Below are 24815 nucleotides of genomic sequence, written 5' to 3' on the forward strand. Positions count from 1 at the left end.
GAGAATGTGAGTGAAGACCACGAGTGCGCAGGCACAGCCCGAAACCGGACCGGCCGAAAAGCCGGCCCGCGGCTATGCGCCACTCCCCGGCGTCGCCGATGAGATGGTCGACACGGACGGTCATGTCCGCCCGGTCTGGCGCCATTTCCTCTCGGCGCTGGAGCGGATGGACGAGACGGAGCTTTCCGGTCGCTTCGCCCGCGCCGACCGCTACCTTCGCGATGCCGGCGTGTTCTACCGCGCCTATGGCAAGGAGACGATCACCGACCGTGCCTGGCCGCTCTCCCATATTCCGGTCCTCATCGATGAGGCCGAGTGGGAACACCTCTCGCGCGGCCTGACCCAGCGCGCCGAACTGCTCGAAGCCGTGGTGGCCGATATCTACGGCAAGAACGATCTTGTCGCGAACGGTCTCCTGCCGCCGGCTCTCGTCGCATCCAACAACGAATTCCTTCGACCGCTCGTGGGCGTGCAGCCGGCCAGACAGCATTTCCTGCATTTCGTATCCTTCGAGATCGGTCGTGGTCCCGACGGCAACTGGTGGGTGCTTTCGGATCGAACGCAGGCCCCGTCCGGTGCAGGCTTCGCGCTGGAAAACCGCGTGGCGACGACACGCGCCTTCTCGGACGTCTATGCCGAAACCCATGCGCACCGGCTCGCCGGTTTCTTCGGCGCCTTCCGCAACGCCTTGCAAGCGGGAAAGCCGGCCGAAGACCGTATCGCCGTCCTGACACCCGGGCTTGCCAACGAGACCTATTTCGAGCACGCCTATATCGCCCGCTATCTCGGCTTCATGCTGCTGGAGGGGGAGGATCTCACCGTCGTGGGCGGCAAGGTCATGGTGCGCACCGTCGCGGGCCTCAAACCCGTCGGCGTGCTGTGGCGACGCCTCGATGCCGCTTTCGCCGATCCGCTCGAACTGAACCAGAACTCCCATATCGGCACGCCCGGCATGGTGGAGGCGTTGCGCGCCGGTTCCGTCACCTTCGTCAATGCGCTCGGCGCCGGTATCGTGGAAACGCGCGCTTTCCTTTCTTTCCTGCCCAATATCTGTCGCCATCTGCTCGGCGAGGATCAGCGCCTTCCCTCCATTGCCACCTGGTGGTGCGGGCAGGAAGACGAGCGCGCCCATGTCGCAGCCCATATCGAACGCATGATCGTCGGCCCCGCCTATTCGACCCGGCCGTTCTTCGATGACAACGAGCAGTCCGTCCTGGGTTCCTCGCTGCGCGAAACGGCAAAACAGTCGATTACGGAATGGCTGGAGACCGATGGCCCGAGCCTTGTCGGGCAGGAAGCCGTCACGCTTTCCACCACGCCCGCCTTCGTCGATGGCAAGCTCGTGCCGCGGCCGATGTCGCTGCGGGTCTTCGCCGCCCGCACCCGCGACGGCTGGCAGATCATGCCCGGCGGCTTCGCCCGCATCGGCGCCGGCGACAACGTGTCGGCGATCGCCATGCAGGAGGGCGGTTCGGCCGCGGATGTCTGGATCGTCAGCCAAAAACCGGTGGAGCGCACCAGCCTGCTGCCCGCGGAAGAGGTGTTCATCCGCAACATGCCCGGCAGCCTGCCGAGCCGCGCGGCCGACAACCTCTTCTGGCTCGGCCGCTATATTGAACGCGCCGAGGGCGCGCTGCGCATCCTGCGGGCCTGGCATGGCCGCTACGCCGAATATGCCGATCCGTCCCAGCCGCTGCTGAAGGATGTCACCGATTATCTCGACGCGCTGGATATCGACACGTCGGAAGCCGTGCCGACAAGCCTCATCCGCAACATCGACAGCGCCGTCTTCTCCGCAAGCAACATCCGCGACCGCTTCTCGCCCGATGGCTGGCTGGCGCTGAACGACCTGTCGAAGACGGCCCGTCGCTTCCACGTCAGCATCGAGCCGGGCGATGACGCGACGCGCGCCATGACGGTGCTTTTGCGCAAGCTCGCGGGCTTCGCGGGCCTCGTGCATGAAAACATGTACCGCTTCACCGGCTGGCGCTTCCTGTCGATCGGCCGCTATCTCGAACGCGGCTTGCACATGACGCGCCTTCTCGGCCACATGTCGGGTGAGGATGCGCCTGACGGCGCGCTCGACATGCTCTTGGAAATCGGCGACAGCGTGATGACCCACAGACGTCGCTACAACGTCGCCACGGCGCGCCTCACCGTGACCGACCTGCTCGCGCTCGACCCGCTCAATCCGCGCTCGATCCTCTACCAGCTCAACGAGATCAAGAACGAGGTCGAGCAGCTGCCGAACGCCTATGCCAACGGCCAGATGTCGCCGTTCTTCCGCGAGGCGATGCGCCTGCATGCCGGCCTTGCCGTGATGACGCCGGAGACGATGACGGACGCTGTCTACAAGCGCTTCGAGGCGGAGCTCGAAAAGCTGTCCGATATTCTTGCGCAAACCTATCTGAGCTGAGCGGGAGGAAGACGCTGTGACCATGCTCTACGACGTCAACCTCCACATCGGCTATCTCTACGACACACCGGTTTCCGGCGGTCGGCATATCGTGCGTGTGCTGCCGCTTTCACTGGGCCGGCGCCAGCGGCTGGTCGCCGGGACGATCGGCGTCGCACCGGTGCCCGGCGAGCGTGTCGATCATAGCGACTTCTTCGAAAATCCGATGAGCGCGATCCTGTTTCGCAGCAACCACGAGCGGCTGGACATCCGCATGCAGGCCCGCGTTCACGTCGACGTGCCGCAAACCGCCGCGGACTTCTCGCCGCGCCTGGAGGCGCTGCCGTCGGAGATCGCCGGCCATTGGTCACTCGATGCCAACTCGCCGCATCATTACACAGGCCCCAGCCCGCGCCTGAAGGACTGCCCTGAAATCGCCGACTACGCCCGGAACACCGTCAACCCGGATATGACGGTTCGCGAGATCGCGACGGCGATCTGCGCACGCATCCACAAGGACTTCACCTACGATGCCAAGGCGACGAACGTGGACACGACGCCGCGCGAAGCCTTCAAGCTGAAGCGCGGCGTGTGCCAAGACTTTACGCATGTGATGATCGTCGCGCTGCGCAGCCTCGGCATACCCGCGGGCTATGTCAGCGGCTTCCTGCGCACCATTCCGCCGCCGGGCAAGGAGCGCCTGGAGGGTGCGGACGCCATGCATGCCTGGGTGCGCTTCTGGTGCGGCCGGGTCAATGGCTGGATGGAACTCGACCCGACCAATAACATCCCCGCCGGAAACGACCATATCGTCGTCGCCTATGGCCGCGACTACGCCGATGTGGCCCCTGTCATCGGCGTTCTCAAGGGCTACGGCGAGCACCAGACCAGCCAGGCGGTCGATGTGGTTCCGGTGCGCCAGTCGGCCTGAATTCCCGTTTGGAAACAGAACCACGCGCGGAATTGCGGCATCGGCGCAATTTTACGAAAACTATACCACGCCTTCCAACCGTTGAATAAGACTTCGCTGATAGGTTCACCGCATATCAGGGCAATGGCGGGTGGACTCCCATGACGAAGAAGACGCAAGGACCGACGATTCTATCGCGGCTGCTGAAGGATCGCTTTGGCAATTTCGCCATGGTGACGGCCGTCACGATCCCCGTCATCCTCGCCGCCGGCGGCGTCGCCATCGACATGACCAAGATGGTCCTGGCGAAAGCCGAGCTTCAGGATGCGACCGATGCCGCGGCACTTGCGGCGGCCTCCGCTCTGGCCAACGAAAAAAAGAACGCGACGCAGGCAAAGCAGATCGCCGAAGAGCTCTTTGCCATGCAGATCAGCGGCACGTCCGGCGTCGTCAAGGAAGGGGACACCACGATCGTGGACGCTGCCCCAATCATCAACATCTCGCAAAAGACGACCGAGAGTAATGGCAAGATCTACAACATCGATATCACCGCCACCTATTCCGTGAAATTCAGCGCGTTTACGAGGATGCTCGGTCACGACGGTATCACGCTTACCGCAAAGAGTTTCACGGAAAGCGCGACCGAATCCAAGAACGCACTCTCGATGTATCTTGTGCTCGACAAATCTGGATCGATGCTTGCGAATACCAACGAGGTGAACGCGTCTGTCACCAGTTGCACGCAATATAACGACAGCGGATCAAAGATTTCCCAGACCAAACCATGCTACATCAAGAAGATCGAGGCATTGAAGCTTGCATCAGCAAGCTTGTTCACGCAGCTCAACGCCGCGGACCCGAAGACGATGTACGTCCGCACAGGCACCGTCTCCTATAATAGCTCCATGTCCACGGCAGCAAACCTGGTTTGGGGCACCGGAGCCTCTTTAACTCAGGTAAACGCACTTTCAGCTGGCGGTGGAACCGCATCGGGTGCCGCTACGGAAGCAGCCTACAATAAGTTGAAGGCATCCACCGAGAACGACGAACATAAAAAGAAGAACGGCCAGGTTCCGACAAAATACATCATCCTGATGACGGACGGTAACAACAACAACGCGTCCGACGATACAAAAACCAAGGACATCTGCGCGAAAGCCAAAGCTGACGGGATGGTTGTCTACGGCGTAGCGTTCATGGCGCCGACGCGCGGCCAGCAGCTTTTGAAAGCCTGCGTGACCGAGCCCGGAAACTATTTCGAGGCAGAAAAAATGGACCAGCTCGTCGCTGCATTCAAGGCGATCGGTGAGCGTGCCGCCGCCATCATGTCGCGCCTTACGAAATAAGCCCGAATTTTGCTTCGGATCGGGCCCGCCTTGCTCCTGCAAGACGGGTTTTCCGTATTCTCAGGGTATGTGAGACACTTCGAAAATGCATGCGTCCTTTCTTGAAAACGCATATTGCAAGCGCTTCGGATAGATGCATAAATTGATTTAAACGCGCTTTTCGAAGCACTGAAAATAGAATGACGCGAGGGGCATAGTTCACCGATGATGAACCGGGTTAACAGCAACGACCTCGCTCCGGCGCTTCGCACCTCAAATGTCGAACAGCTGGCGATCGAGCTTCTGGAACGCCTGAAATACCGTATCGGTAAGGACCCGAAAGTCGCCAAGCCGCATGACTGGCTGACGGCCGCCATTCTCGTCGCCCGCGACCGTATCACCGACGCCTGGATGGACTCGACCCGCCGCACCTATGCGACGGGCGCCAAGCGTGTCTACTACCTGTCGCTGGAGTTCCTCATCGGCCGCCTGATGCGTGATGCCATGACCAATATCGGCATTATGGAGGAAATGCGTCAGGCACTCGCCTCGCTCGGCGTCGATATCGATGTCATCGCGGAACTCGAGCCGGACGCCGCCCTTGGCAACGGCGGCTTGGGGCGTCTGGCTGCCTGCTTCATGGAAAGCATGGCGACGGTGGACGTTCCAGCCTATGGCTACGGCATCCGCTACGTGCACGGCCTTTTCCGCCAGCAGATGGCCGATGGCTGGCAGGTGGAACTGCCCGAAACCTGGCTTGCCCATGGCAACCCCTGGGAATTCGAACGGCGCGAGAGCTCCTACGAGATCGGTTACGGCGGTGTCGTCGAAACGATCAATATCGGCGAGGACAAGCAGCGCTTCGTCTGGAAGCCGGCCGAGCGCGTCATCGCGACCGCCTACGACACGCCGGCCGTCGGCTGGCGGGCGAAGCGCGTCAACACGCTGCGCCTTTGGGCCGCCAACCCGATCGACCCGATCCTGCTCGAGGCCTTCAACGCCGGCGACCACATCGGCGCGCTGAAGGAAAGCAACAAGGCCGAAAGCCTCACGCGTGTTCTCTACCCCGCCGATGCCACCCCGGCCGGCCAGGAACTGCGCCTGCGACAGGAATTCTTCTTCTGTTCGGCCTCCTTGCAGGACATCCTGCGCCGCCATCTTCAGCAATACCCGGATTTCACATCGCTGCCGGATGCGGTCGCGATCCAGCTGAACGACACGCATCCCGCCGTGTCCGTCGCCGAGCTCGTGCGCCTTCTGAGCGATGTGCACGGCCTCGACTTCGATACGGCGTGGGACATCTCGCGCCGCACCTTCTCCTACACCAACCACACCCTGCTTCCCGAAGCGCTGGAAAGCTGGCCGGTGCCGCTGTTCGAACGCCTGCTGCCGCGCCACATGCAGATCGTCTACGCGATCAACGCGAAGATCCTCCTGCAGGCCCGTAAGGAAAAGGACTTCGAGGACCAGCGGATCCGCAGCATCTCGCTGATCGAGGAATCGGGCGAACGGCGCGTGCGCATGGGCAACCTCGCCTTCGTCGGCTCCCACTCGATCAACGGCGTTTCCGCGCTCCACACCGAGCTGATGAAGGAGACCGTCTTTGCGGACCTTCACAAGCTTTATCCCGACCGCATCAACAACAAGACGAACGGCATCACGCCGCGCCGCTGGCTGATGCAGTGCAATCCGGGCCTGTTCAACCTGATCCGCGAAGCGATCGGCGATGCATTCATGGACGACGCCGAGGCCCTGACGGCGCTCGACGCCTTCGCCGACGACAGGGACTTCCAGGAGCGTTTCGCGGCGATCAAGCGCGAGAACAAGAACCGTCTCGCCAATCTCGTCGGCAGCCGCATGGGCGTGCGCATCGATCCGACCGCGATGTTCGACATCCAGATCAAGCGCATTCACGAATACAAGCGCCAGCTTCTCAACATCATCGAGGCGGTTGCGCTCTACGACCAGATCCGCTCGCATCCCGAACTCGACTGGACGCCCCGCGTCAAGCTCTTCGCCGGCAAGGCGGCGCCGAGCTATCACAACGCCAAGCTCATCATCAAGCTCGCGAACGACGTCGCCCGGGTGATCAACAATGACCCGGCCGTGCGCGGCCTGCTCAAGGTCGTCTTCGTGCCGAACTACAATGTCTCGCTTGCCGAGATCATGGTTCCCGCCGCCGACCTCTCCGAGCAGATCTCTACCGCTGGCATGGAAGCCTCGGGCACCGGCAACATGAAGTTCGCGCTGAACGGCGCCCTCACCATCGGCACGCTCGACGGTGCCAATGTCGAGATGCGCGATCATGTCGGCGAAGAAAACATCGTCATCTTCGGCATGACGGCGGAAGAGGTCGCAACGGTGCGGGCCGAAGGGCACAATCCGCGCGCCATCATCGAGCAGTCGAAGGAGCTTTCGCAGGCGCTCGCCGCCATCTCCTCCGGCGTCTTCTCCCCTGACGACCGCAATCGTTTCACCGGTCTCGTGGATGGCATCTACAACCACGACTGGTTCATGGTGGCTGCCGACTTCGATGCCTATGCCAAGGCCCAGCGCGAGGTGGACGGCATCTGGAACGACAAAACGTCGTGGTATTCAAAAACAATCCGGAACACAGCGCGTATGGGCTGGTTTTCCTCCGACCGCACCATACGTCAATACGCCAAGGAAATCTGGAGAGCTTGATGACCACACCGCCGAACAAAGGCACGACGGACCAACCGTTAGAGCTTCTGGCGAAGGCGGACATCGATGCAATCCTCGAAAGCCGGCACTGGGACCCGTTCGCCGTGCTCGGCCTTCATGCCTCGGGCGACCGTTACATCGCCCGCTGCTTCCTGCCCGGCGCGACGGAAGTGACCGCCCAGACGCTGGCCGGCAAGGAGATCGGCACGCTGCAACAGCTCGACCCGGCCGGCATCTTCGCCGGCGAGGTGTCGATCAGGAAGTTGCAGCCGATCCGCTACCACGCCCGCAATGAGGGCGGGGAATGGTTCGTGATCGACCCCTACAGCTTCGGTCCGGTTCTGGGCCCGATGGACGATTACTACATCCGTCAGGGCTCGCATCTGCGGCTCTTCGACAAGATGGGCGCCCATCCCATGACGCTGGAAGGCGTCGACGGCTTCCACTTCGCCGTCTGGGCTCCGAATGCCAAGCGGGTTTCCGTCGTCGGGGACTTCAACGCCTGGGACGGTCGCCGGCACATGATGCGCCTGCGCCGCGACACCGGCATCTGGGAAATCTTCCTTCCCGAAATCGGGCCCGGCCACGCCTACAAATACGAGATCGTCGGGCCGGACGGTGCGCTTGTGCCGCTCAAGGCCGACCCCTTCGCGCGCCGCTCGGAACTGCGCCCCGCCAATGCGTCGGTCACCACCGGCCAGATCGACCAGAAATGGGAAGACGAGGCGCATCTCAAACATTGGGCCGAGATGGATGCCCGCCGTCAGCCGATCTCGATCTACGAGGTCCATGCCGGTTCGTGGCAGCGCCAGCACGGCGGTGGCTTCCTCACCTGGGACGAACTGGCCGAACGTCTCATACCCTACTGCGTCGACATGGGCTTCACCCATATCGAGTTCCTGCCGATCTCCGAATTTCCCTTCGATCCGTCGTGGGGCTACCAGACCACCGGCCTCTATTCGCCGACCGCGCGCTTTGGCGAGCCGGACGGGTTCGCGCGTTTCGTCAACGGCTGCCACAAGGTCGGCATCGGCGTCATTCTCGACTGGGTGCCGGCGCATTTCCCGACGGACGCGCATGGCCTCGGCCGTTTCGACGGCACCGCCCTCTATGAGCATGAAGATCCGCGACAGGGTTTTCATCCCGACTGGAACACCGCGATCTATAATTTCGGCCGCGCCGAGGTTCTCTCCTATCTCGTCAACAACGCGCTCTACTGGACCGAGAAATTCCACCTGGACGGCCTGCGCGTCGATGCCGTCGCCTCGATGCTCTACCTCGACTATTCCCGCAAGCATGGCGAATGGGTGCCGAACGAGTATGGCGGCAACGAGAACCTGGAGGCCGTGCGCTTCCTGCAAACGATGAACGCGCGCGTCTATGCCGCTCATCCGGGCGTGCTGACCATCGCCGAGGAGTCCACGTCCTGGCCGAAGGTCTCGGCGCCGGTGCATGACGGCGGCCTCGGCTTCGGGTTCAAGTGGAACATGGGCTTCATGCACGACACGCTGCAATATCTGTCGCGCGAGCCCGTTCACCGCAAGTTCCACCACAACGACATGACCTTCGGCCTGCTCTATGCCTTCACGGAGAACTTCGTGCTGCCGCTCAGCCATGACGAGGTGGTGCACGGCAAGGGCTCGCTGATCGCCAAGATGCAGGGCGACGACTGGCAGAAGTTCGCCAATCTCAGAGCCTATTACGGCTTCATGTGGGGCTATCCCGGCAAGAAGCTCCTGTTCATGGGGCAGGAATTTGCCCAGTGGCAGGAATGGAGCGAGGAACGCGCGCTCGACTGGAACCTGCTCGAATACCCGCTGCATGAAGGCATGCGCCGGCTGGTGCGCGACCTGAACGGCACCTATCGGCGCAAGGCGGCGCTGCATGCGCGCGATTGCGAGGGCGACGGCTTCGAATGGCTGATCGCCGACGACCGCGAGAACTCCGTCTTCGCATGGTTGCGCAAGGCACCGGGCGAAAAGCCGATCGCCATTGTCACGAATTTTACGCCCGTTTACCGCGAGAACTACGGCGTGCCGCTTCCGGCGGAGGGACGGTGGCGGGAGATACTGAACACCGATGCCGAAATCTATGGCGGCAGCGGCAAGGGCAACGGGGGCGCCGTCCAGGCAAAAAGACACGGCGATGGAACGATAACAGCCAATATCACGCTGCCGCCACTGGCGACGCTGATGCTCGAGCTGGATGCATAAAACAAGAATCGGGAGGAAACCTATGGAGCAGAAGCGCATTCAACCCCTTGCCCGTGACGCCATGGCCTATGTCCTGGCCGGCGGACGCGGCAGCCGCCTCAAGGAACTGACCGACCGGCGGGCGAAACCCGCCGTCTATTTCGGCGGCAAGGCGCGCATCATCGATTTCGCGCTGTCCAATGCCCTGAATTCCGGTATCCGCCGCATCGGCGTGGCTACCCAGTACAAGGCGCATTCGCTCATCCGCCACTTGCAGCGCGGCTGGAACTTTTTCCGTCCCGAACGCAATGAGAGCTTCGACATCCTTCCCGCCTCCCAGCGCGTCTCGGAGACGCAGTGGTATGAAGGCACCGCCGACGCCGTCTACCAGAACATCGACATCATCGAGGATTACGGCGTCGAATACATGGTCATCCTTGCCGGCGACCATATCTACAAGATGGACTACGAGCTTATGCTTCAGCAGCACGTGGATTCCGGCGCCCAGGTCACAATCGGCTGCCTGGAAGTCCCGCGCATGGAGGCAACCGGATTCGGCGTCATGCATGTCGACGAGAAGGACGAGATCATCGCCTTCGTGGAAAAGCCGGCGGACCCGCCCGGCATTCCCGGCAATCCCGAGATGGCGCTTGCCTCCATGGGCATCTACGTGTTCCACACGAAGTTCCTGATGGACCTGCTGCGCCGCGACGCCGCCGACCCGACATCCAGCCGCGATTTCGGCAAGGACATCATTCCCTATATCGTGCAGCACGGTAAGGCCGTGGCCCACCGCTTCACCGCCTCCTGCGTACGTTCCGATTTCGAGCGCGAGGCCTATTGGCGCGACGTGGGTACGGTCGATGCCTACTGGCAGGCGAATATCGACCTGACCCACATCACGCCGGAACTCGACATCTACGACAGCTCCTGGCCGATCTGGACCTTCGCCGAGATCAAGCCGCCGGCCAAGTTCGTGCATGACGACGAGAACCGCCGCGGCTCGGCCATCTCCTCGCTCGTCTCGGGCGATTGCATCATTTCCGGCTCGACGCTGCACCGCAGCCTTCTGTTCACCGGCGTGCGGGCGAATTCCTACTCGCGGCTCGATGGTGCGGTGGTCCTGCCCAATGTCATGATCGGGCGCCACGCGCAGCTCAGGAATGTCGTCATCGATCGCGGCGTCGTCATCCCCGAGGGCCTTGTCGTCGGGGAGGATCCGGACTTCGATGCCAAGCGTTTCCGCCGTTCCGAGAACGGCATATGCCTCATCACCCAGAACATGATCGACAAGCTGGAGCTCTAACCCGGACATGAATATCCTTTCGGTGGCATCCGAAGTGTTCCCGCTCATCAAGACGGGAGGCCTTGCCGACGTTGCCGGCGCGCTGCCGCTCGCATTGGCGGGACATGGAATACGCGTACGCACGCTGATGCCCGGTTATCCGATCGTCATGCAGCGCCTCGCCGATACAAGGGTCGTCGCCACCTTCGAAGATCTGCTCGGTGAGCCCGCCCGCGTTCTCGCAGCGACCCACGAGGGGCTCGATCTCCTCGTGCTCGACGCGCCTGCCTTCTTCGACCGCGCGGGCGGTCCCTATACCGACGGCAACGGAAACGACTTCATCGACAACTGGCACCGCTTCGCAGCGCTCTCCTTCGCCGGCGCCGAAATCGCCCGGGGACTGCTGCCGGACTGGCGGCCCGACATCGTTCAGGCCCATGACTGGCAGGCGGCGATGACCACGGTCTACATGCGCTACACCGGCCTGCAGCACATCCCGACCATTCTCACCGTGCACAACCTGGCCTTCCAGGGCCAGTTCGGTGCCGATATTTTCGGGCGGCTGCGCCTTCCGCCGGAAGCCTTTACCGTCGACGGCCTGGAATATTACGGCGACGTCGGTTTCCTCAAAGGCGGTCTGCGCACGGCGTGGTCGATCACCACCGTCAGCCCGAACTATGCGCAGGAGATCATGACGCCGGAATACGGCATGGGCCTCGAAGGGCTGCTCAATGCCCGTTCGGCGGACCTGGAGGGCATCGTCAACGGCATCGACACCAACGTCTGGAACCCGGAAAGCGATGCGCATATCGCCAGGCCCTATACGGCGGGCTCGCTGAAACAGCGTGCGGTCAACCGGCAGGCGGTCGCCGAGCGTTTCAACATCGAGCAGGATGGCGGTCCGATCTTCTGCGTCATCAGCCGCCTGACCTGGCAGAAGGGCATCGACATCATCGCCGATGTCGCCGACTGGATCGTCGAGCAGGGCGGCAAGCTGGTGGTGCTCGGTTCCGGCGACCAGGGCCTGGAAGGCGCGCTTCTCGCCGCCTCCTCGCGGCATCGCGGCCGCATCGGCATCGTCATAGGCTATAACGAGCCGCTGTCGCATCTCATGCAGGCCGGCGCGGATGCCATTCTCATCCCGTCGCGCTTCGAACCGTGTGGCCTCACCCAGCTCTACGGCCTGCGCTACGGCTGCATCCCCGTCGTGGCCCGCACAGGCGGCCTTGCCGACACGGTCATCGACGCGAATGAGGCCGCCCTGTCCGCCCGTGTCGCCACCGGTTTCCAGTTCACGCCCATCAATGCGGATGGTCTGCGCCAGGCGCTGCGCCGCGTCTTCAAGGCCTGGCGCGAGCCGAAGGTCTGGGGCCGCATCCAGAACCAGGGCATGAAATCCGAGGTTTCCTGGGAAAGCAGCGCCGCCCGCTATGCCGAGCTTTTTTCCAGTCTCCTGACGCGAGCCAACCTTTCCTGAAGAGTATCAGCTTATGACCATCAAGACCGTAACGACCGCGCCCTACACCGACCAGAAGCCCGGGACGTCCGGCCTGCGCAAGAAAGTGCCGGTCTTCCAGCAGCAGAACTATGCGGAGAACTTCATCCAGGCGATCTTCGATTCGCTGGAAGGCTTTGAGGGCGAGACGCTGGTGATCGGCGGCGATGGCCGCTACTACAACCGCGAGGTCATCCAGCTCGCCATCAAGATGGCGGCCGCCAACGGCTTCGGCCGCGTTCTCGTCGGGCGCGGCGGCATCCTCTCCACGCCGGCTGCCTCCAATGTCATCCGCAAGAACAAGGCGTTCGGCGGTATCGTGCTTTCCGCCAGCCACAATCCGGGCGGGCCGACCGAAGACTTCGGCATCAAGTACAATATCGGCAATGGCGGCCCCGCGCCGGAAAAGATCACCGACGCCATCTTCGCCCGCACCAAGACCATCGACAGCTACAAGATCGCCGATGTCGAGGACGTCAATCTCGACCTGGAAGGCACGCACGAAATCGCCGGGATGACCGTCAACGTCATTGACCCCGTCGCCGATTATGCCGAGCTGATGGAGCAGCTTTTCGACTTCGGGGCCATCAGCGACCTGCTCGCCGGCGGCTTCCGCATCGTCTTCGATGCCATGAGCGCCGTGACCGGCCCCTATGCCAAGGAAATCCTCGAAAACCGCCTCGGCGCCGCCAAGGGCTCGGTGCTGAACTTCATGCCGCTGCCGGATTTCGGCGGCCATCACCCCGATCCTAATCTCGTCCACGCGCGCGCGCTCTACGAAACGATGATGGCCGATGACGCGCCGGATTTCGGCGCCGCCTCAGACGGCGACGGCGACCGCAACCTCATCATCGGCCGGGGCATCTTCGTCACCCCATCCGACAGCCTCGCCCTCCTGGCCGCCAATGCGCATCTGGCGCCCGGCTATGCGCAGGGCCTTGCCGGCATCGCCCGCTCGATGCCCACATCGGGCGCGGCCGACCGCGTTGCCGAAAAGCTCGGCATCGGCATCTACGAGACACCGACCGGCTGGAAATTCTTCGGCAACCTGCTCGATGCCGGCCTTGCCACGATCTGCGGCGAGGAAAGCGCGGGCACCGGCTCAAACCACGTGCGCGAAAAGGATGGCCTCTGGGCTGTGCTGCTGTGGCTCAACATCCTGGCGGTGCGCAAGGAAAGCGTGCTCGACATCGTCAGGCAACACTGGGCGAGCTTTGGCCGCAACTACTATTCACGCCATGACTACGAGGAGGTCGACAGCGAGGCTGCGAACGGCCTGATGGCCAACCTGCGCGACCAGCTCGCGACGCTGCCCGGCAAGCGCTTCGGCGCGCTCACGGTCGAGACCGCCGACGACTTTGCCTATAACGACCCCGTCGACCAGTCCGTCAGCCGGAACCAGGGCATCCGCATCCTGTTCGAAGGCGGCTCGCGCGTCGTCTTCCGCCTCTCCGGCACAGGCACGTCGGGCGCGACGCTGCGCGTCTACATCGAGCGCTACGAGCCGGATGCGGCCCGCCACGACATCGACACGCAGGAAGCACTGGCGGACCTTATCGCCGTTGCCGACGAGATTGCCGGCATCAAGGCACGCACCGGCCGCCAAGAACCGAGCGTGATCACGTAAGATGGCCCTCACCCCTCCTTCCTTCGCGCCGGGCGCCACGCTCTCCGGGGACGGAGTGGAGTTTTCGGTCTATTCCCGCGATGCCGCCCGCATCGAGCTCTGCCTGTTCGACGGCAGCGGCGACAAGGAACTTGCCCGCCTCACCATGGGGCGGGACGAAGACGGCTTTCACCGCGTCTTCGTCGAGGGCGCGCAGGAAGGAACACGCTACGGCTTTCGCGCCGACGGCATCTACTCGCCCGACCACGGCCTGTGGTTCGATCCTGCCAAGCTGCTCGTCGATCCCTATGCGAAGGAACTCGACCGCCGCTTCGTGCATGATGTCCGCCTGACGCAATTCGGCGCCGAAACGGCTGACATCGTGCCCAAGGCCATCGTGACGCGCGACCGCCCCGTCGAGGTGGACCCGCCGATCTTCCGCCCCGGCGGCTTCATTTATGAGATCGCGGTGCGCGGCTTCACCATGCGCAATCCCGACGTGCCGGAGGCCATGCGCGGAACCGTCGGCGCGCTCGCCCATCCCTCGGTGATCGCACACCTGAAGCGCCTGGGTGTCGATGCAGTCGAACTGATGCCGATCACCGCCTGGATCGATGAGCGGCATCTGCCGCCGCTCGGCCTATCGAACAGCTGGGGCTACAATCCGATCGCGCTGATGGCGCTCGATCCGCGTCTGGTGCCCGGCGGGATGCAGGAGCTTGCCGATACGGTCGCCGCACTCAGGGCCGAAAATATCGGCGTGATCCTCGACCTCGTCTTCAACCATTCCGGCGAAAGCGACCGTCATGGCACGACGCTCTCCATGCGCGGCCTCGACAACCTCACCTACTATCGCCATGTGCCGGATCGGCCGGGCGAGCTGATCAACGATACCGGCTGCGGCAATACCATTGCCGGCGAACATCCCGTGGTGCGTCAGCTGGTGCTCGACAGCCTGCGCCATTTCGTGCGTCAGGCCGGGGTTGACGGCTTCCGCTTCGATCTCGCAACCATTCTCGGCCGCGAGGCCGACGGCTTTTCCGCCAATGCCGCCCTGTTAGCCGACATCTGCGCCGATCCGCTGCTGAAAGACCGCGTGCTGATTGCCGAACCCTGGGATATCGGACCCGGCGGCTACCAGCTCGGCAATTTTCCCGCTCCCTTTCTCGAATGGAACGACCGCTATCGCGACGACACGCGGATGTTCTGGCGCGGTGACAGCCACAAGCTCGGGGCCTTCGTCACGGCGCTCGCAGGCTCCTCCGACATCTTCTCCCGCCATGGCGGTGATCGCACACGCAGCGTCAACTTCCTCGCCGCCCATGACGGTTTCACGCTCATGGACCTCGTTTCCTATACGCACAAGCACAACGAGGCGAACGGCGAGGACAACAGGGACGGCCACAGCGAGAACCATTCCTGGAACAACGGGGCCGAGGGCGCGACGACGGACGGCGTGGTGCTTTCCGCGCGGCGCGCCGATGTAAAGGCCCTGCTGTCCAGCCTCTTCCTTTCGCGCGGCACGGTGATGCTGACGGCCGGCGACGAGGGCGGCCGGTCGCAGCAGGGCAACAACAACGCCTATTGCCAGGACAACACGATGACCTGGCTGGACTGGAAGGGTCTGGACGAAGGCCTGATCGAGCATACCGCCATGCTCTCGGCGATCCGCAAGCGCTTTCCGGCTCTCACGGAGACGACGTTTCTGAACGGAGACGGCGATGTGGAGTGGCTGACCGCTGCGGGCTCGCCGATGACCGTCGAGGACTGGGAGCAGCCCGCGGCAGGAACCTTCATGGCTCTTTTCAAGACGCCGGATGTCCAGCAGCGGCGCACCGTCCGCCTCGCGGTTGTCGTCAATCGCAGCCATGGCGAACAGCCGCTTGCCCTCCCCTTGCCGGACGGCCGCGAATGGGTCAGCCTGCTCACCGTCGGCCATACGTCCAACGTCATGGTGGGCGCACGCACAGTCGAAATTCTTGTCGAAAACTACTGAAATTCATTGCCCGGCCAAAGCGCGTCTCTAGAACGAATCCCGATCGATCAATGGAAGGCCCTATGCCCGCAGATATTCATTTGAAAGATGTGCCCGCACTCGTGGGAAGCGAACTCGGCGTTTCCCGCTGGTTCGTCGTCGACCAGACGATGATCGACCGCTTCGCCGACGCCACCGAGGATCACCAGTTCATTCACACGGATCCCGTGCGCGCGGCGGCCGAAACACCGTTCGGCGGAACCATCGCGCACGGCTTTCTGACCCTGTCGCTGCTCTCGGCCATGAACTTCGATTGCGTGCCGCGCATCCTCGAGCAGACGATGGGCATCAATTACGGGTTCGACAAGGTCCGCTTCATCACGCCGGTGAAAAGCGGTGTGCGGGTGCGTGGCCGGTTCGTGCTCGACGAAGCGCGCTTCCGCGGCGCGGGCATGGTGACGATCCGCTACGATGTTTCCGTCGAGATCGAAGACGAGCGCAAGCCGGCGCTCACGGCCGACTGGATCACCATCATTCAATTCGATCCGAAGGATCGGCCGGAGAACGTCTAAAAAAATCCCGCCTCGAAGGCGGGATTTTTGCATCAGAGACCGGCGTCTTCGGCGCCTTCCGAGAGAAGGCCGAAGGCATAGGGCGAAAACGAGCGCCAGCATTCGACGCGATAGTCTTCCTCTCCGGTGCGCAGCAGGACGATCTCGATCTTGCCGAGCACGGTGCGTGCCGCAGCGCCGACCGGGAAGGCCTCGTTATTCAGATCGAGCGGGCAGGCGCTGGCAATCGCCGCGCCCGCATCCGGGCCGGAAACGATGATGCCCACATTGCGGTGGGAGACGTCTGTCGCCGAATGCAGCGCGGAAACGCCGGCGGCAATGCCCATCAGGTCCGCGCCGGTCTCGTCGATCAGCAGCCATTCGTCCGGGCCGAGCCAGAGCGCGTGGCGACCACCGACCGAGGCGGAGGTCTTGGGGCGCTGCGGTAGTTCGAGGCCGAAGGCCAGCGAGAGCGTGCCGACGGCATCCGCGCCGGCGCGCAGCGAAAGACGGGTTGCGGGTGCGGCAGGCGTGACGCGTGCACCGGCGGAACCACCGTGGCTGCGGCCAAGCGGCGGCTTGCGAAGAGCTTGATCAGCCATTGAGGCGTCCTCCTTCCTTGTCGACAAAGACCATGTCGCTGACCTCGACCGCGATGGTACGGTCCGGCATCGGCACGTAGAGCGTCTGGCCCAGGCGGGCCTGACCACCGGCGACCAGCGCCAGGGCGATCGACCGGCCGCAATTCTCCGACCAGTAGGACGACGTGACATGGCCGAGCATGGTCATGGGCTTGGGCTGGTTCGGATCGGCAACGATCTGCGCCCCCTCCTCCAGCACCACGTTTGGGTCCTTCGTCAGCAGGCCGACAAGCTGCTTGCGGCCTTCCTTGACGAGATCCGGCCGCTTGAGGCCGCGGATGCCGACGAAATCCGTCTTCTTCTTGGAAACGGCCCAGCTGAGGCTGGCGTCGTGCGGCGTGACCGTGCCGTCCGTATCCTGGCCGACGATGATGTAGCCCTTCTCGGCGCGCAGTACGTGCATGGTCTCGGTGCCGTAGGCGCAGGCGCCGAGCGGCTCCGCCCGTGCCCAGATGGCCTCCCAGACAGCCTGGCCGTAATCGGCGGGAACGTTGACTTCGTAGCCCGCTTCGCCGGTGAAGGACATGCGGAAGAGCCGGGTCGGCACGCCGCAGATCTTGCCTTCACGCACGCTCATATGCGGGAAGGCTTCGTTCGAGATATCGATGCCTTCGACCAGCGGCTCGAGGATTTCGCGCGCCTTCGGGCCCTGGACCGCAATAACCGCCCACTGTTCGGTGGTCGATGTCAGCCACACCTTGAGATGCGGGAATTCCGTCTGGAGATAGTCTTCCATGTGGTGCATGACGCGCGGCGCGCCGCCCGTCGTGGTGGTGACGTGGAAGCGATCCTGCGACAGGCGGCCGACGACACCGTCGTCATAGACGAAGCCGTCTTCGCGCAGCATGATGCCATAGCGGCAACGGCCGGGCTTCAGCGTGTCCCAGGCATTGGTGTACATGAGGTTCATGAACACTTCGGCATCCGGACCGACGACTTCGATCTTGCCGAGCGTGGAGGCGTCGAAGAGACCGGCGACATTACGCACCGTGCGGCACTCGCGGTTGACCGCATCGTGCATCGTCTCGCCCGAACGCGGATAGTACCAGGCACGTTTCCAGTTGCCGACGTCCTCGAAGACGGCGCCATGCGCTTCTTCCCAGCCATGCATGGGCGTCTTGCGGGCCGGGTCGAAAAGCGCACCGCGCGAATGGCTGATCAGCGCACCGAAGGTGACGGGCGTATAGGGCGCGCGGAAGGTCGTGAGGCCGATCTTCGGGATCTCACGGTTCAGCACTTCGGACGCGATGGCAAGGCCGTGGATGTTGGACAGCTTGCCCTGGTCCGTCGCCATGCCGTTGGTGGTGAAGCGCTTGATGTGCTCGATCGAGTGCATGCCTTCGCGTACAGCGAGGCGGATATCCTTGGCACAGACGTCGTTCTGGAAATCGACGAAGGCCTTGACCGTCGTGTCGACCCCGGCGCCTTCCGCACTACCTGCCATGCCGCCGGTCCATTCGAAGGCGCTTTCGCCACGAAGCTCGACCTTGGCGCCATTTTCGTTGCCGGTGGCACGTGCCATAAGCTCGCCGGCAGCCAGCGATTCCTCGATGGTCGCCTGAAGCCCGTCCGTGCCGTTGCACGAACCGACCGACAGGCAATCTTGCGCATAGGTTCCCGGCAGGAACCGGCCGGAAGCGGCGTCATAGGCCACCTTGCCGCGCGACTGCGAGAAGAGATGCACGGAGGGCGTCCAGCCGGCCGACATCAAAAGCGCGTCGATGGGGATCCAGCGCGCCGAGCCGCCGCCGTTGCGGGCGACCGACATGGCGGAGACGCGCAGCTTCCCCTTGGTGTCGACGACCGAATGACCGGTCAGAACCTCAATTCCGAGCTTTCGGGCTTCGGCCAGGACGGCCTCGCCGGGCTTCTCGCGGTTATCGACGATGGCGGCGATGGTGACGCCCGCCCGCTTCAGGTCGAAGGCGGCCTCATAGGCAGAATCGCTTGCCGTATAGACGCCGACCTTGCGGCCGACGGCGACGCCGAAATGGTTGAGATAGGTGCGCGCGGCCGAGGCGAGCATGATGCCCGGACGGTCGTTGTTGGCGAACACCATGTGGCGCTCGATCGAACCCGTCGCGAGAATGACGCGCTTGGCGCGGACCTGCCAAAGACGCTCGCGCGGCAGCTTCTTGTCCGGCTTGGGGAGATGATCGGTGACGCGCTCGACGAGGCCGACGAAATTGTGGTTGTAGTAGCCGAAGGCCGTCGTGCGGGTGAGAACGGTGACGTTCTCCATCGCCTTCAGCTTGGCCGCCATCGCCTGCGCCCAGTCGTAACCGTTCTGGCCATCGATCTTGACGGAGGTGTCGAAGTGCAGCGCACCGCCGACTTCCGGCTGCTCGTCCACTAGGATGACGCGGGCACCCGCTTCAGCCGCAGCAAGCGCGGCGGAAAGGCCCGCGACGCCGGCACCGGCAACCAGCACGTCGCAATGCGCGTAACGGTTGGCGTAATGGTCGGGATCGTCTTCCGTCGGCGACACGCCGAGGCCGGCGGCCTTGCGGATGAAGGGCTCGTAGACCTTCTCCCAGGCGGCCTTCGGCCACATGAAGGTCTTGTAGTAGAACCCGGCAGCGAAGAACGGCGACAGCAGGTTGTTCACGCCACCGATATCGAAAGCGAGCGAAGGCCAGCGGTTCTGCGATTCCACCTTCATGCCGTCGAAGACTTCCTGCACGGGCGCGCGGACGTTCGGCTGGCGGCGCGCGGCATCGCGGGAGACATCGATCAGTGCATTGGGCTCTTCCGGGCCGGCCGAAAGAATGCCGCGCGGACGATGGTACTTGAACGAACGGCCAACCAGATGAACGCCGTTGGCGAGCAGCGCGGAGGCGACGGTATCGCCCTCAAGCGCGTGATAGGTCTTTCCGTCGAAGGTGAAACGCGCTGTCTTGGCGGGCGTCAGGCGGCCCTGACCGGCAATGCGATTGGCGCCGCTCATTTCGCGGTTCCTTCCGTGGCTTCATAGGTTTCGACGGTTTTCTCGGTGGCGGGAGAAACACCGGGAATGACGGGCTTCGGCTCGCCGGCCTTGTAGGTCAGGTAGAACTTGTCGCTGACGGTATCGCGCGCCGCGTTGAAGAAGCGGCCGCAGCCATGAATGTGGCGCCAGCGCTCGAAGATCAGGCCCTTCGGATTGTCGCGCAGGAAGAAATAGTCCTCGAACGCCTCGTCCGTGACGTCGGCGATATTGGTCGGGCGCGCGATATGCGCATCGCCACCGTGGCGGAATTCGAGCTCGGAGCGCTCTTCCTCGCAATAGGGGCAGTAGATGAGAAGCATCGGGTTTCTCCTGTCCCGCGCCGGCAGGCCTCAAGCCGCCGGACGCGCGGGTGAATAACGGGGTATCAGTGCGCGACGGCCGCGGCCGCTGCCTCGTCGATGAGGCGGCCGGTGCGGAAGCGGTCGAGCGTCAGGCCGGCGGCCAGCTTGTGCGGCTCGCCCTTCGCGATGAGATGCGCGAAGAGGTGTGCCGAACCGGGCGTGGCCTTGAAGCCGCCGGTGCCCCAGCCGCAATTGACGAAGAGGTTCTTCACCGGTGTCACGCCCTGGATCGCGGAACGGTCCGGCGTGTTGTCGGTGATGCCGCCCCACTGGCGCATCATCTTCACGCGGCGGAACATCGGGAAGAGTTCGCAGATGGCATCCAGCGTATGCGTGATGATCTGCAGACCACCGGTCTGGGAATACGAATTATACTGGTCCGTACCGGCGCCGATGACGAGCTCACCCTTGTCCGACTGCGAGATATAGGCGTGCACCGAGTTGGACATGACCACGCAGGGGAAGATCGGCTTCATCGGCTCGGAAACGAGCGCCTGCAGCGGCACGGAATGCAGCGGCAGCTTGACGTCGGCCATCGACATGATGACCGAGTTGTGGCCGGACGCCGAAACCGCGATCTTCTTGGCGCCGATGAAACCCTTCGAGGTCTCCACACCCGTCACGGCGCCGTCAGGCCCGCGGCGGATGCCCTTCACTTCGCAGTTCTGGATAACATGCACGCCGCGATCGGAGGCCGCACGGGCATAACCCCAGGCAACCGCATCGTGGCGGGCCGTGCCGCCGCGACGCTGGAGGGCCGCACCGTTGATCGGGTAACGGGCAGACGCCGAGATATCAAGAACCGGCACGAAGTCCTTCGCCTGCTGCGGGGTCAGCCATTCGTTGTCGATGCCGTAAAGGCGATTGGCGTGGATATGGCGGCTGAACGACTGCTTGTCGTGTACGTTGTGCGACAGCATCATCACGCCACGCGGCGAGTACATGACGTTGTAGTTGAGATCCTGGCTCAGCCCTTCCCAGAGCTTGAGCGAGTGCTCGTAGATGTCCATGCTCTCGTCATAGAGATAGTTCGAGCGGATGATGGTCGTGTTGCGGCCGGTATTGCCGCCGCCGAGCCAACCCTTTTCGATGACGGCGACATTGGTGATGCCGTGCTCCTTGGCGAGATAGTAGGCTGCGCCCAGGCCATGGCCGCCGCCGCCGACGATGATCACGTCGTATTCCTTGCGCGGCTCGGGGGAGGTCCACTGCGCCTCCCACCCCTTGTGGCCGCGCATCGCCTCCCGGGCGACGGCGAAAACCGAATATTTGCGCATCCCGTATCCTCAATATCTCGCCGGTCGCGCCGGCTGTTTCCTGCCCCGATAAAAAGCAAATCCTGGCGTTTCGCGCCGTATCCTTTGCGACGCATTCAGGCGCACCTTGTACCACATGCGACATGACCGGCATCGGCGCTTTGCTGGGGATTTATGCCGGGCCCATGCAAATATCCTTAACACGCACGCCGACAGGCTGGACTTTCCCGCAGCGATCTGATATCCGACCCGCCAATTGCCGGCCCGTTGGGCTGAGCGAACGTCATCCATTTGCCTCGCGACCAGTCCTCGCCTGGCTTAAAACAACCAAAGGAACGGGATTCTCGTGCAGGTACTTGTCCGCGACAACAACGTTGATCAGGCTCTCCGCGCTCTCAAGAAGAAGATGCAGCGCGAAGGCATTTTCCGTGAAATGAAGATGCGCGACTATTACGAAAAGCCGTCTGAGAAGCGTGCACGCGAGAAGGCTGAAGCCGTCCGTCGCGTTCGCAAGCTTGCTCGCAAGCGCGCACAGCGCGAAGGCCTCGTCAGCGCACGTCCGGGCGCCCGTTAATCGGCCGTCTTTATAGACGTTTTCGGATGCAAGACCGGGCGGGGGCGAACATATCGCCGCCGCCTTTTTTGACGTGAACGGATGTTTTTTCACCCTTATGAAAGACGTTCCGTGCAATTTCGGGCGCACCCGCTACAATCCCCGCCGGAATTGCTGACAAAGCCGTAGCGGTTTCCTTGCGCATGAGGCGTGAGAGAAGCTTACTTTGAGGACTCGCACTTGAATATGGCTGCATCTACCGGGTTTCTGAACAATCGCTTTCCCGCCGCTGACATGCGTCGCTCCCTGATGGCCGCGGTTGCCGCGACATCGTTCGCCGTTCTTCTGGCCGGCTGCCAGTCGACGACCTCGACGGATGTCCTCAAGGTCGAACGCGCCCAGGGATCGCAGCAGAACATCGCGTCGCTTTCGGCCGTAATCGCCGCCAATCCGCAGGATCCCGAAGGCTACAACGTGCGCGGTTCGGCCTATGGCCGCGCCGGCGAAAATCGCCGCGCGCTCGACGATTTCAACCGTGCTATCGAACTCAACCCGCGCTTCTACCAGGCCTATGCGAACCGTGCGCTCGTGCAGCGCAGCCTGGGCGATCAGGCGCAGGCGGTCTCCGATTACAACACCGCGCTGCAGATCAACCCGCGCTATGACGTGGCCTATATCGGTCGCGGCAATCTCTACCGTCAGGCTGGCCGCCTGGACGATGCGTTCCGCGACTTCAACCGCGCCATCGAACTCGATACGACCGATCCCCGCGCCTACCATAATCGCGGCCTGATCTATCAGGCACGCCGCCAGCATCCCAAGGCGATCGAGGATTTCTCGAAGGCCATCTCGCTGTCGCCGAACTCGGCCGAACCCTATAACGGCCGCGGCATTTCCTATGCGGCGCAGGGCGACGACGACAACGCGTTCTCGGACTTCAACACGGCCATCAACCTCGATGGCAAGCTGGCCGAGTCCTGGGCCAACCAGGCGCTGATCTACGAGCGCCGCGGCGAAATGGCCAAGGCTTCGCGCTCCTACTCCCAGGCGCTGCGTCTCGACCCGAACTACAAGCCGGCCAAGGATGGCCTCGCCCGCACGCGCGGCGCCGGCAACAAGCCCCAGCCCGCCTGATACGGCGCTTGCGCTTTCCCAAACAAAAAGCCCGCGATCGTCTCGCGGGCTTTTTCATTTCAGACCGGCGCGAACCGTCTAGTGGTTCATCGCCTTGACGATATCGTCCGTCATCTTCTTGGCGTCGCCCAGCAGCATCATCGTGCCGTCCTTGTAGAACAGCGTGTTGTCGATGCCGGCATAGCCGGAGCCGAGCGAGCGCTTGACGAAGAGGCAGGTCTTGGCCTTGTCGACGTCGAGGATCGGCATGCCGTAGATCGGCGATGACTTGTCGTCGCGCGCGGCCGGGTTCGTCACGTCGTTGGCACCGATGACATAGGCCACATCGGCCTGCGCGAATTCCGAGTTGATATCCTCGAGTTCAAACACTTCGTCATAGGGCACATTCGCTTCGGCCAGCAGCACGTTCATATGGCCGGGCATGCGGCCCGCGACCGGATGAATGGCATACTTGACCTCGACACCGTTCTTCTTGAGCGCATCGGCCAGTTCGCGCACTGCGTGCTGTGCCTGCGCGACCGCCATGCCGTAACCGGGCACGATGATGACCTTGCTGGCATTGGCCATGAGGAAGGCCGCATCGTCGGCCGAGCCCTGCTTGACCGTGCGCTGCACGCCGTCGTCGCTCGCCGCCGCACCGCTGTCGCCGCCGAAGCCGCCCAGGATGACCGAGATGAACGAACGATTCATGCCCTTGCACATGATGTAGGACAGGATCGCACCCGAGGAGCCGACCAGCGCACCCGTGATGATGAGCGCGAGGTTGCCGAGCGTGAAGCCGATGCCGGCCGCAGCCCAACCCGAATAGGAGTTGAGCATGGAGACGACAACGGGCATGTCGGCGCCGCCGATCGGTACGATCAGAAGCACGCCGAGCGCCAACGCCAGGATAACGATCAGCCAGAAATCGAAGTGGCTTTCCGACAGGGTGAGCCCAACGATGAAGAAGATGATCGCGGCCAAGAGCACGATGTTGATGACATGCCGGTAAGGCAGCATGATCGGCTTGCCGGACATGCGCCCGTCGAGCTTCAGGAAGGCGATGATCGAGCCGGTGAAGGTGATCGCGCCGATGGCCGCACCCAGCGCCATTTCGACGAGCGCCTGGCCGTGGATCTCGCCGACCTGACCGATGCCGAAGGACACCGGCGAGTAAAGTGCGGCAGCGGCGACCAGCACGGCGGCAAGGCCGACGAGCGAGTGGAAGCCTGCGACGAGCTGCGGCATAGAGGTCATGGCGATGGAGCGCGCGATATAGGCGCCGGCACCGCCGCCGATGGCAATGCCGAGCACGATGAGCACGAGACCGCCGAAGGACGGCGTCGCCAGAAGCAGCGTCGTGCCGATGGCGATACCCATGCCGATCATGCCGAGCATGTTGCCGCGGCGGCTGGTCGTGGGATGCGACAGGCCGCGCAGGGCCATGATGAAGAGCACCCCGGAGACAAGGTAGAGGAAGGCTGCGAAGTTTGCGTTCATCGG

General features: G+C 63.2%; 17 protein-coding genes. 12 read left to right on the forward strand and 5 right to left on the reverse strand.

Annotated elements, in window-relative coordinates; translation table 11 throughout:
• The first annotated feature begins 10 nt into the window (after positions 1-10).
• The 10 genes from K6301_RS11950 to K6301_RS11995 all read left to right on the forward strand — a co-directional run bounded on the left by K6301_RS11950 (position 11) and on the right by K6301_RS11995 (position 16440).
• Complete coding sequence (locus K6301_RS11950; protein WP_247217175.1) at positions 11-2416, forward strand: circularly permuted type 2 ATP-grasp protein; 2406 nt, start codon at positions 11-13, stop codon at positions 2414-2416.
• Positions 2417-2438: 22 nt separating this feature from the next.
• Positions 2439-3326, forward strand: coding sequence for a transglutaminase family protein (locus K6301_RS11955; RefSeq protein ID WP_247220587.1), 888 nt, complete (start codon positions 2439-2441; stop codon positions 3324-3326).
• Between the two features lie 140 nt (positions 3327-3466).
• The gene (locus tag K6301_RS11960; protein WP_247217177.1) at positions 3467-4651 is read left to right on the forward strand and encodes a vWA domain-containing protein; all 1185 of its coding nucleotides are present in this window, start codon (positions 3467-3469) and stop codon (positions 4649-4651) included.
• 204 nt (positions 4652-4855) lie between these two features.
• Entirely contained in the window at positions 4856-7315 is a 2460-nt protein-coding gene (locus K6301_RS11965) for a glycogen/starch/alpha-glucan phosphorylase (protein ID WP_343298932.1), read from the forward strand.
• Positions 7315-9528, forward strand: a complete 2214-nt coding sequence (gene glgB / locus K6301_RS11970; protein WP_247217179.1) for a 1,4-alpha-glucan branching protein GlgB — start codon at positions 7315-7317, stop codon at positions 9526-9528. The genes K6301_RS11965 and glgB overlap by 1 nt, the downstream gene beginning before the upstream one ends.
• Positions 9529-9550: 22 nt before the next feature.
• Entirely contained in the window at positions 9551-10813 is a 1263-nt protein-coding gene (glgC, locus tag K6301_RS11975) for a glucose-1-phosphate adenylyltransferase (protein ID WP_134645931.1), read from the forward strand.
• A gap of 7 nt (positions 10814-10820) precedes the next feature.
• Complete coding sequence (gene glgA, locus K6301_RS11980; protein WP_247217181.1) at positions 10821-12269, forward strand: glycogen synthase GlgA; 1449 nt, start codon at positions 10821-10823, stop codon at positions 12267-12269.
• A gap of 13 nt (positions 12270-12282) precedes the next feature.
• Positions 12283-13914, forward strand: coding sequence for an alpha-D-glucose phosphate-specific phosphoglucomutase (locus K6301_RS11985; RefSeq protein ID WP_247217183.1), 1632 nt, complete (start codon positions 12283-12285; stop codon positions 13912-13914).
• Position 13915: 1 nt separating this feature from the next.
• Positions 13916-15889: a glycogen debranching protein GlgX gene (gene glgX, locus K6301_RS11990; protein ID WP_247217185.1), complete on the forward strand. Its 1974-nt coding sequence runs from the start codon at positions 13916-13918 to the stop codon at positions 15887-15889.
• Between the two features lie 62 nt (positions 15890-15951).
• Positions 15952-16440 carry a MaoC family dehydratase gene (locus K6301_RS11995; RefSeq protein ID WP_134645939.1) on the forward strand — a complete coding sequence of 163 codons (489 nt, stop codon included), beginning with the start codon at positions 15952-15954 and terminating at the stop codon, positions 16438-16440.
• A gap of 32 nt (positions 16441-16472) precedes the next feature.
• Here the strand turns inward: K6301_RS11995 and K6301_RS12000 are convergent, their stop codons facing one another.
• The 4 genes from K6301_RS12000 to K6301_RS12015 all read right to left on the reverse strand — a co-directional run bounded on the left by K6301_RS12000 (position 16473) and on the right by K6301_RS12015 (position 21667).
• The gene (locus K6301_RS12000) at positions 16473-17021 is read right to left on the reverse strand and encodes a sarcosine oxidase subunit gamma (protein WP_247217188.1); all 549 of its coding nucleotides are present in this window, start codon (positions 17019-17021) and stop codon (positions 16473-16475) included.
• Entirely contained in the window at positions 17014-20007 is a 2994-nt protein-coding gene (locus K6301_RS12005; RefSeq protein WP_247217189.1) for a sarcosine oxidase subunit alpha, read from the reverse strand. Before K6301_RS12005 ends, K6301_RS12000 begins: the two co-directional genes overlap by 8 nt.
• Positions 20004-20348 (reverse strand): sarcosine oxidase subunit delta, encoded by a 345-nt coding sequence (locus tag K6301_RS12010; RefSeq protein ID WP_247217191.1) that lies wholly within the window; start codon positions 20346-20348, stop codon positions 20004-20006. The genes K6301_RS12005 and K6301_RS12010 overlap by 4 nt, the downstream gene beginning before the upstream one ends.
• A gap of 65 nt (positions 20349-20413) precedes the next feature.
• Entirely contained in the window at positions 20414-21667 is a 1254-nt protein-coding gene (locus K6301_RS12015) for a sarcosine oxidase subunit beta family protein (protein ID WP_247217194.1), read from the reverse strand.
• A gap of 325 nt (positions 21668-21992) precedes the next feature.
• Here K6301_RS12015 and rpsU point away from each other — a divergent pair, with 325 nt between their 5' ends.
• Together rpsU and K6301_RS12025 are read left to right on the forward strand one after the other, a co-directional pair.
• Positions 21993-22220 carry a 30S ribosomal protein S21 gene (gene rpsU, locus K6301_RS12020; protein ID WP_134645949.1) on the forward strand — a complete coding sequence of 76 codons (228 nt, stop codon included), beginning with the start codon at positions 21993-21995 and terminating at the stop codon, positions 22218-22220.
• Positions 22221-22493: 273 nt separating this feature from the next.
• On the forward strand, positions 22494-23333 hold the full coding sequence (locus tag K6301_RS12025) for a tetratricopeptide repeat protein (RefSeq protein ID WP_247220590.1): 840 nt from the start codon (positions 22494-22496) through the stop codon (positions 23331-23333).
• 78 nt (positions 23334-23411) lie between these two features.
• Here K6301_RS12025 and K6301_RS12030 read toward each other — a convergent pair whose 3' ends face one another.
• On the reverse strand, positions 23412-24812 hold the full coding sequence (locus tag K6301_RS12030; RefSeq protein WP_247217196.1) for an NAD(P)(+) transhydrogenase (Re/Si-specific) subunit beta: 1401 nt from the start codon (positions 24810-24812) through the stop codon (positions 23412-23414).
• Positions 24813-24815 lie beyond the last annotated feature (3 nt).

Source organism: Shinella oryzae, assembly GCF_023038235.1.
GTDB classification, from domain to species: Bacteria; Pseudomonadota; Alphaproteobacteria; order Rhizobiales; family Rhizobiaceae; genus Shinella; species Shinella sumterensis.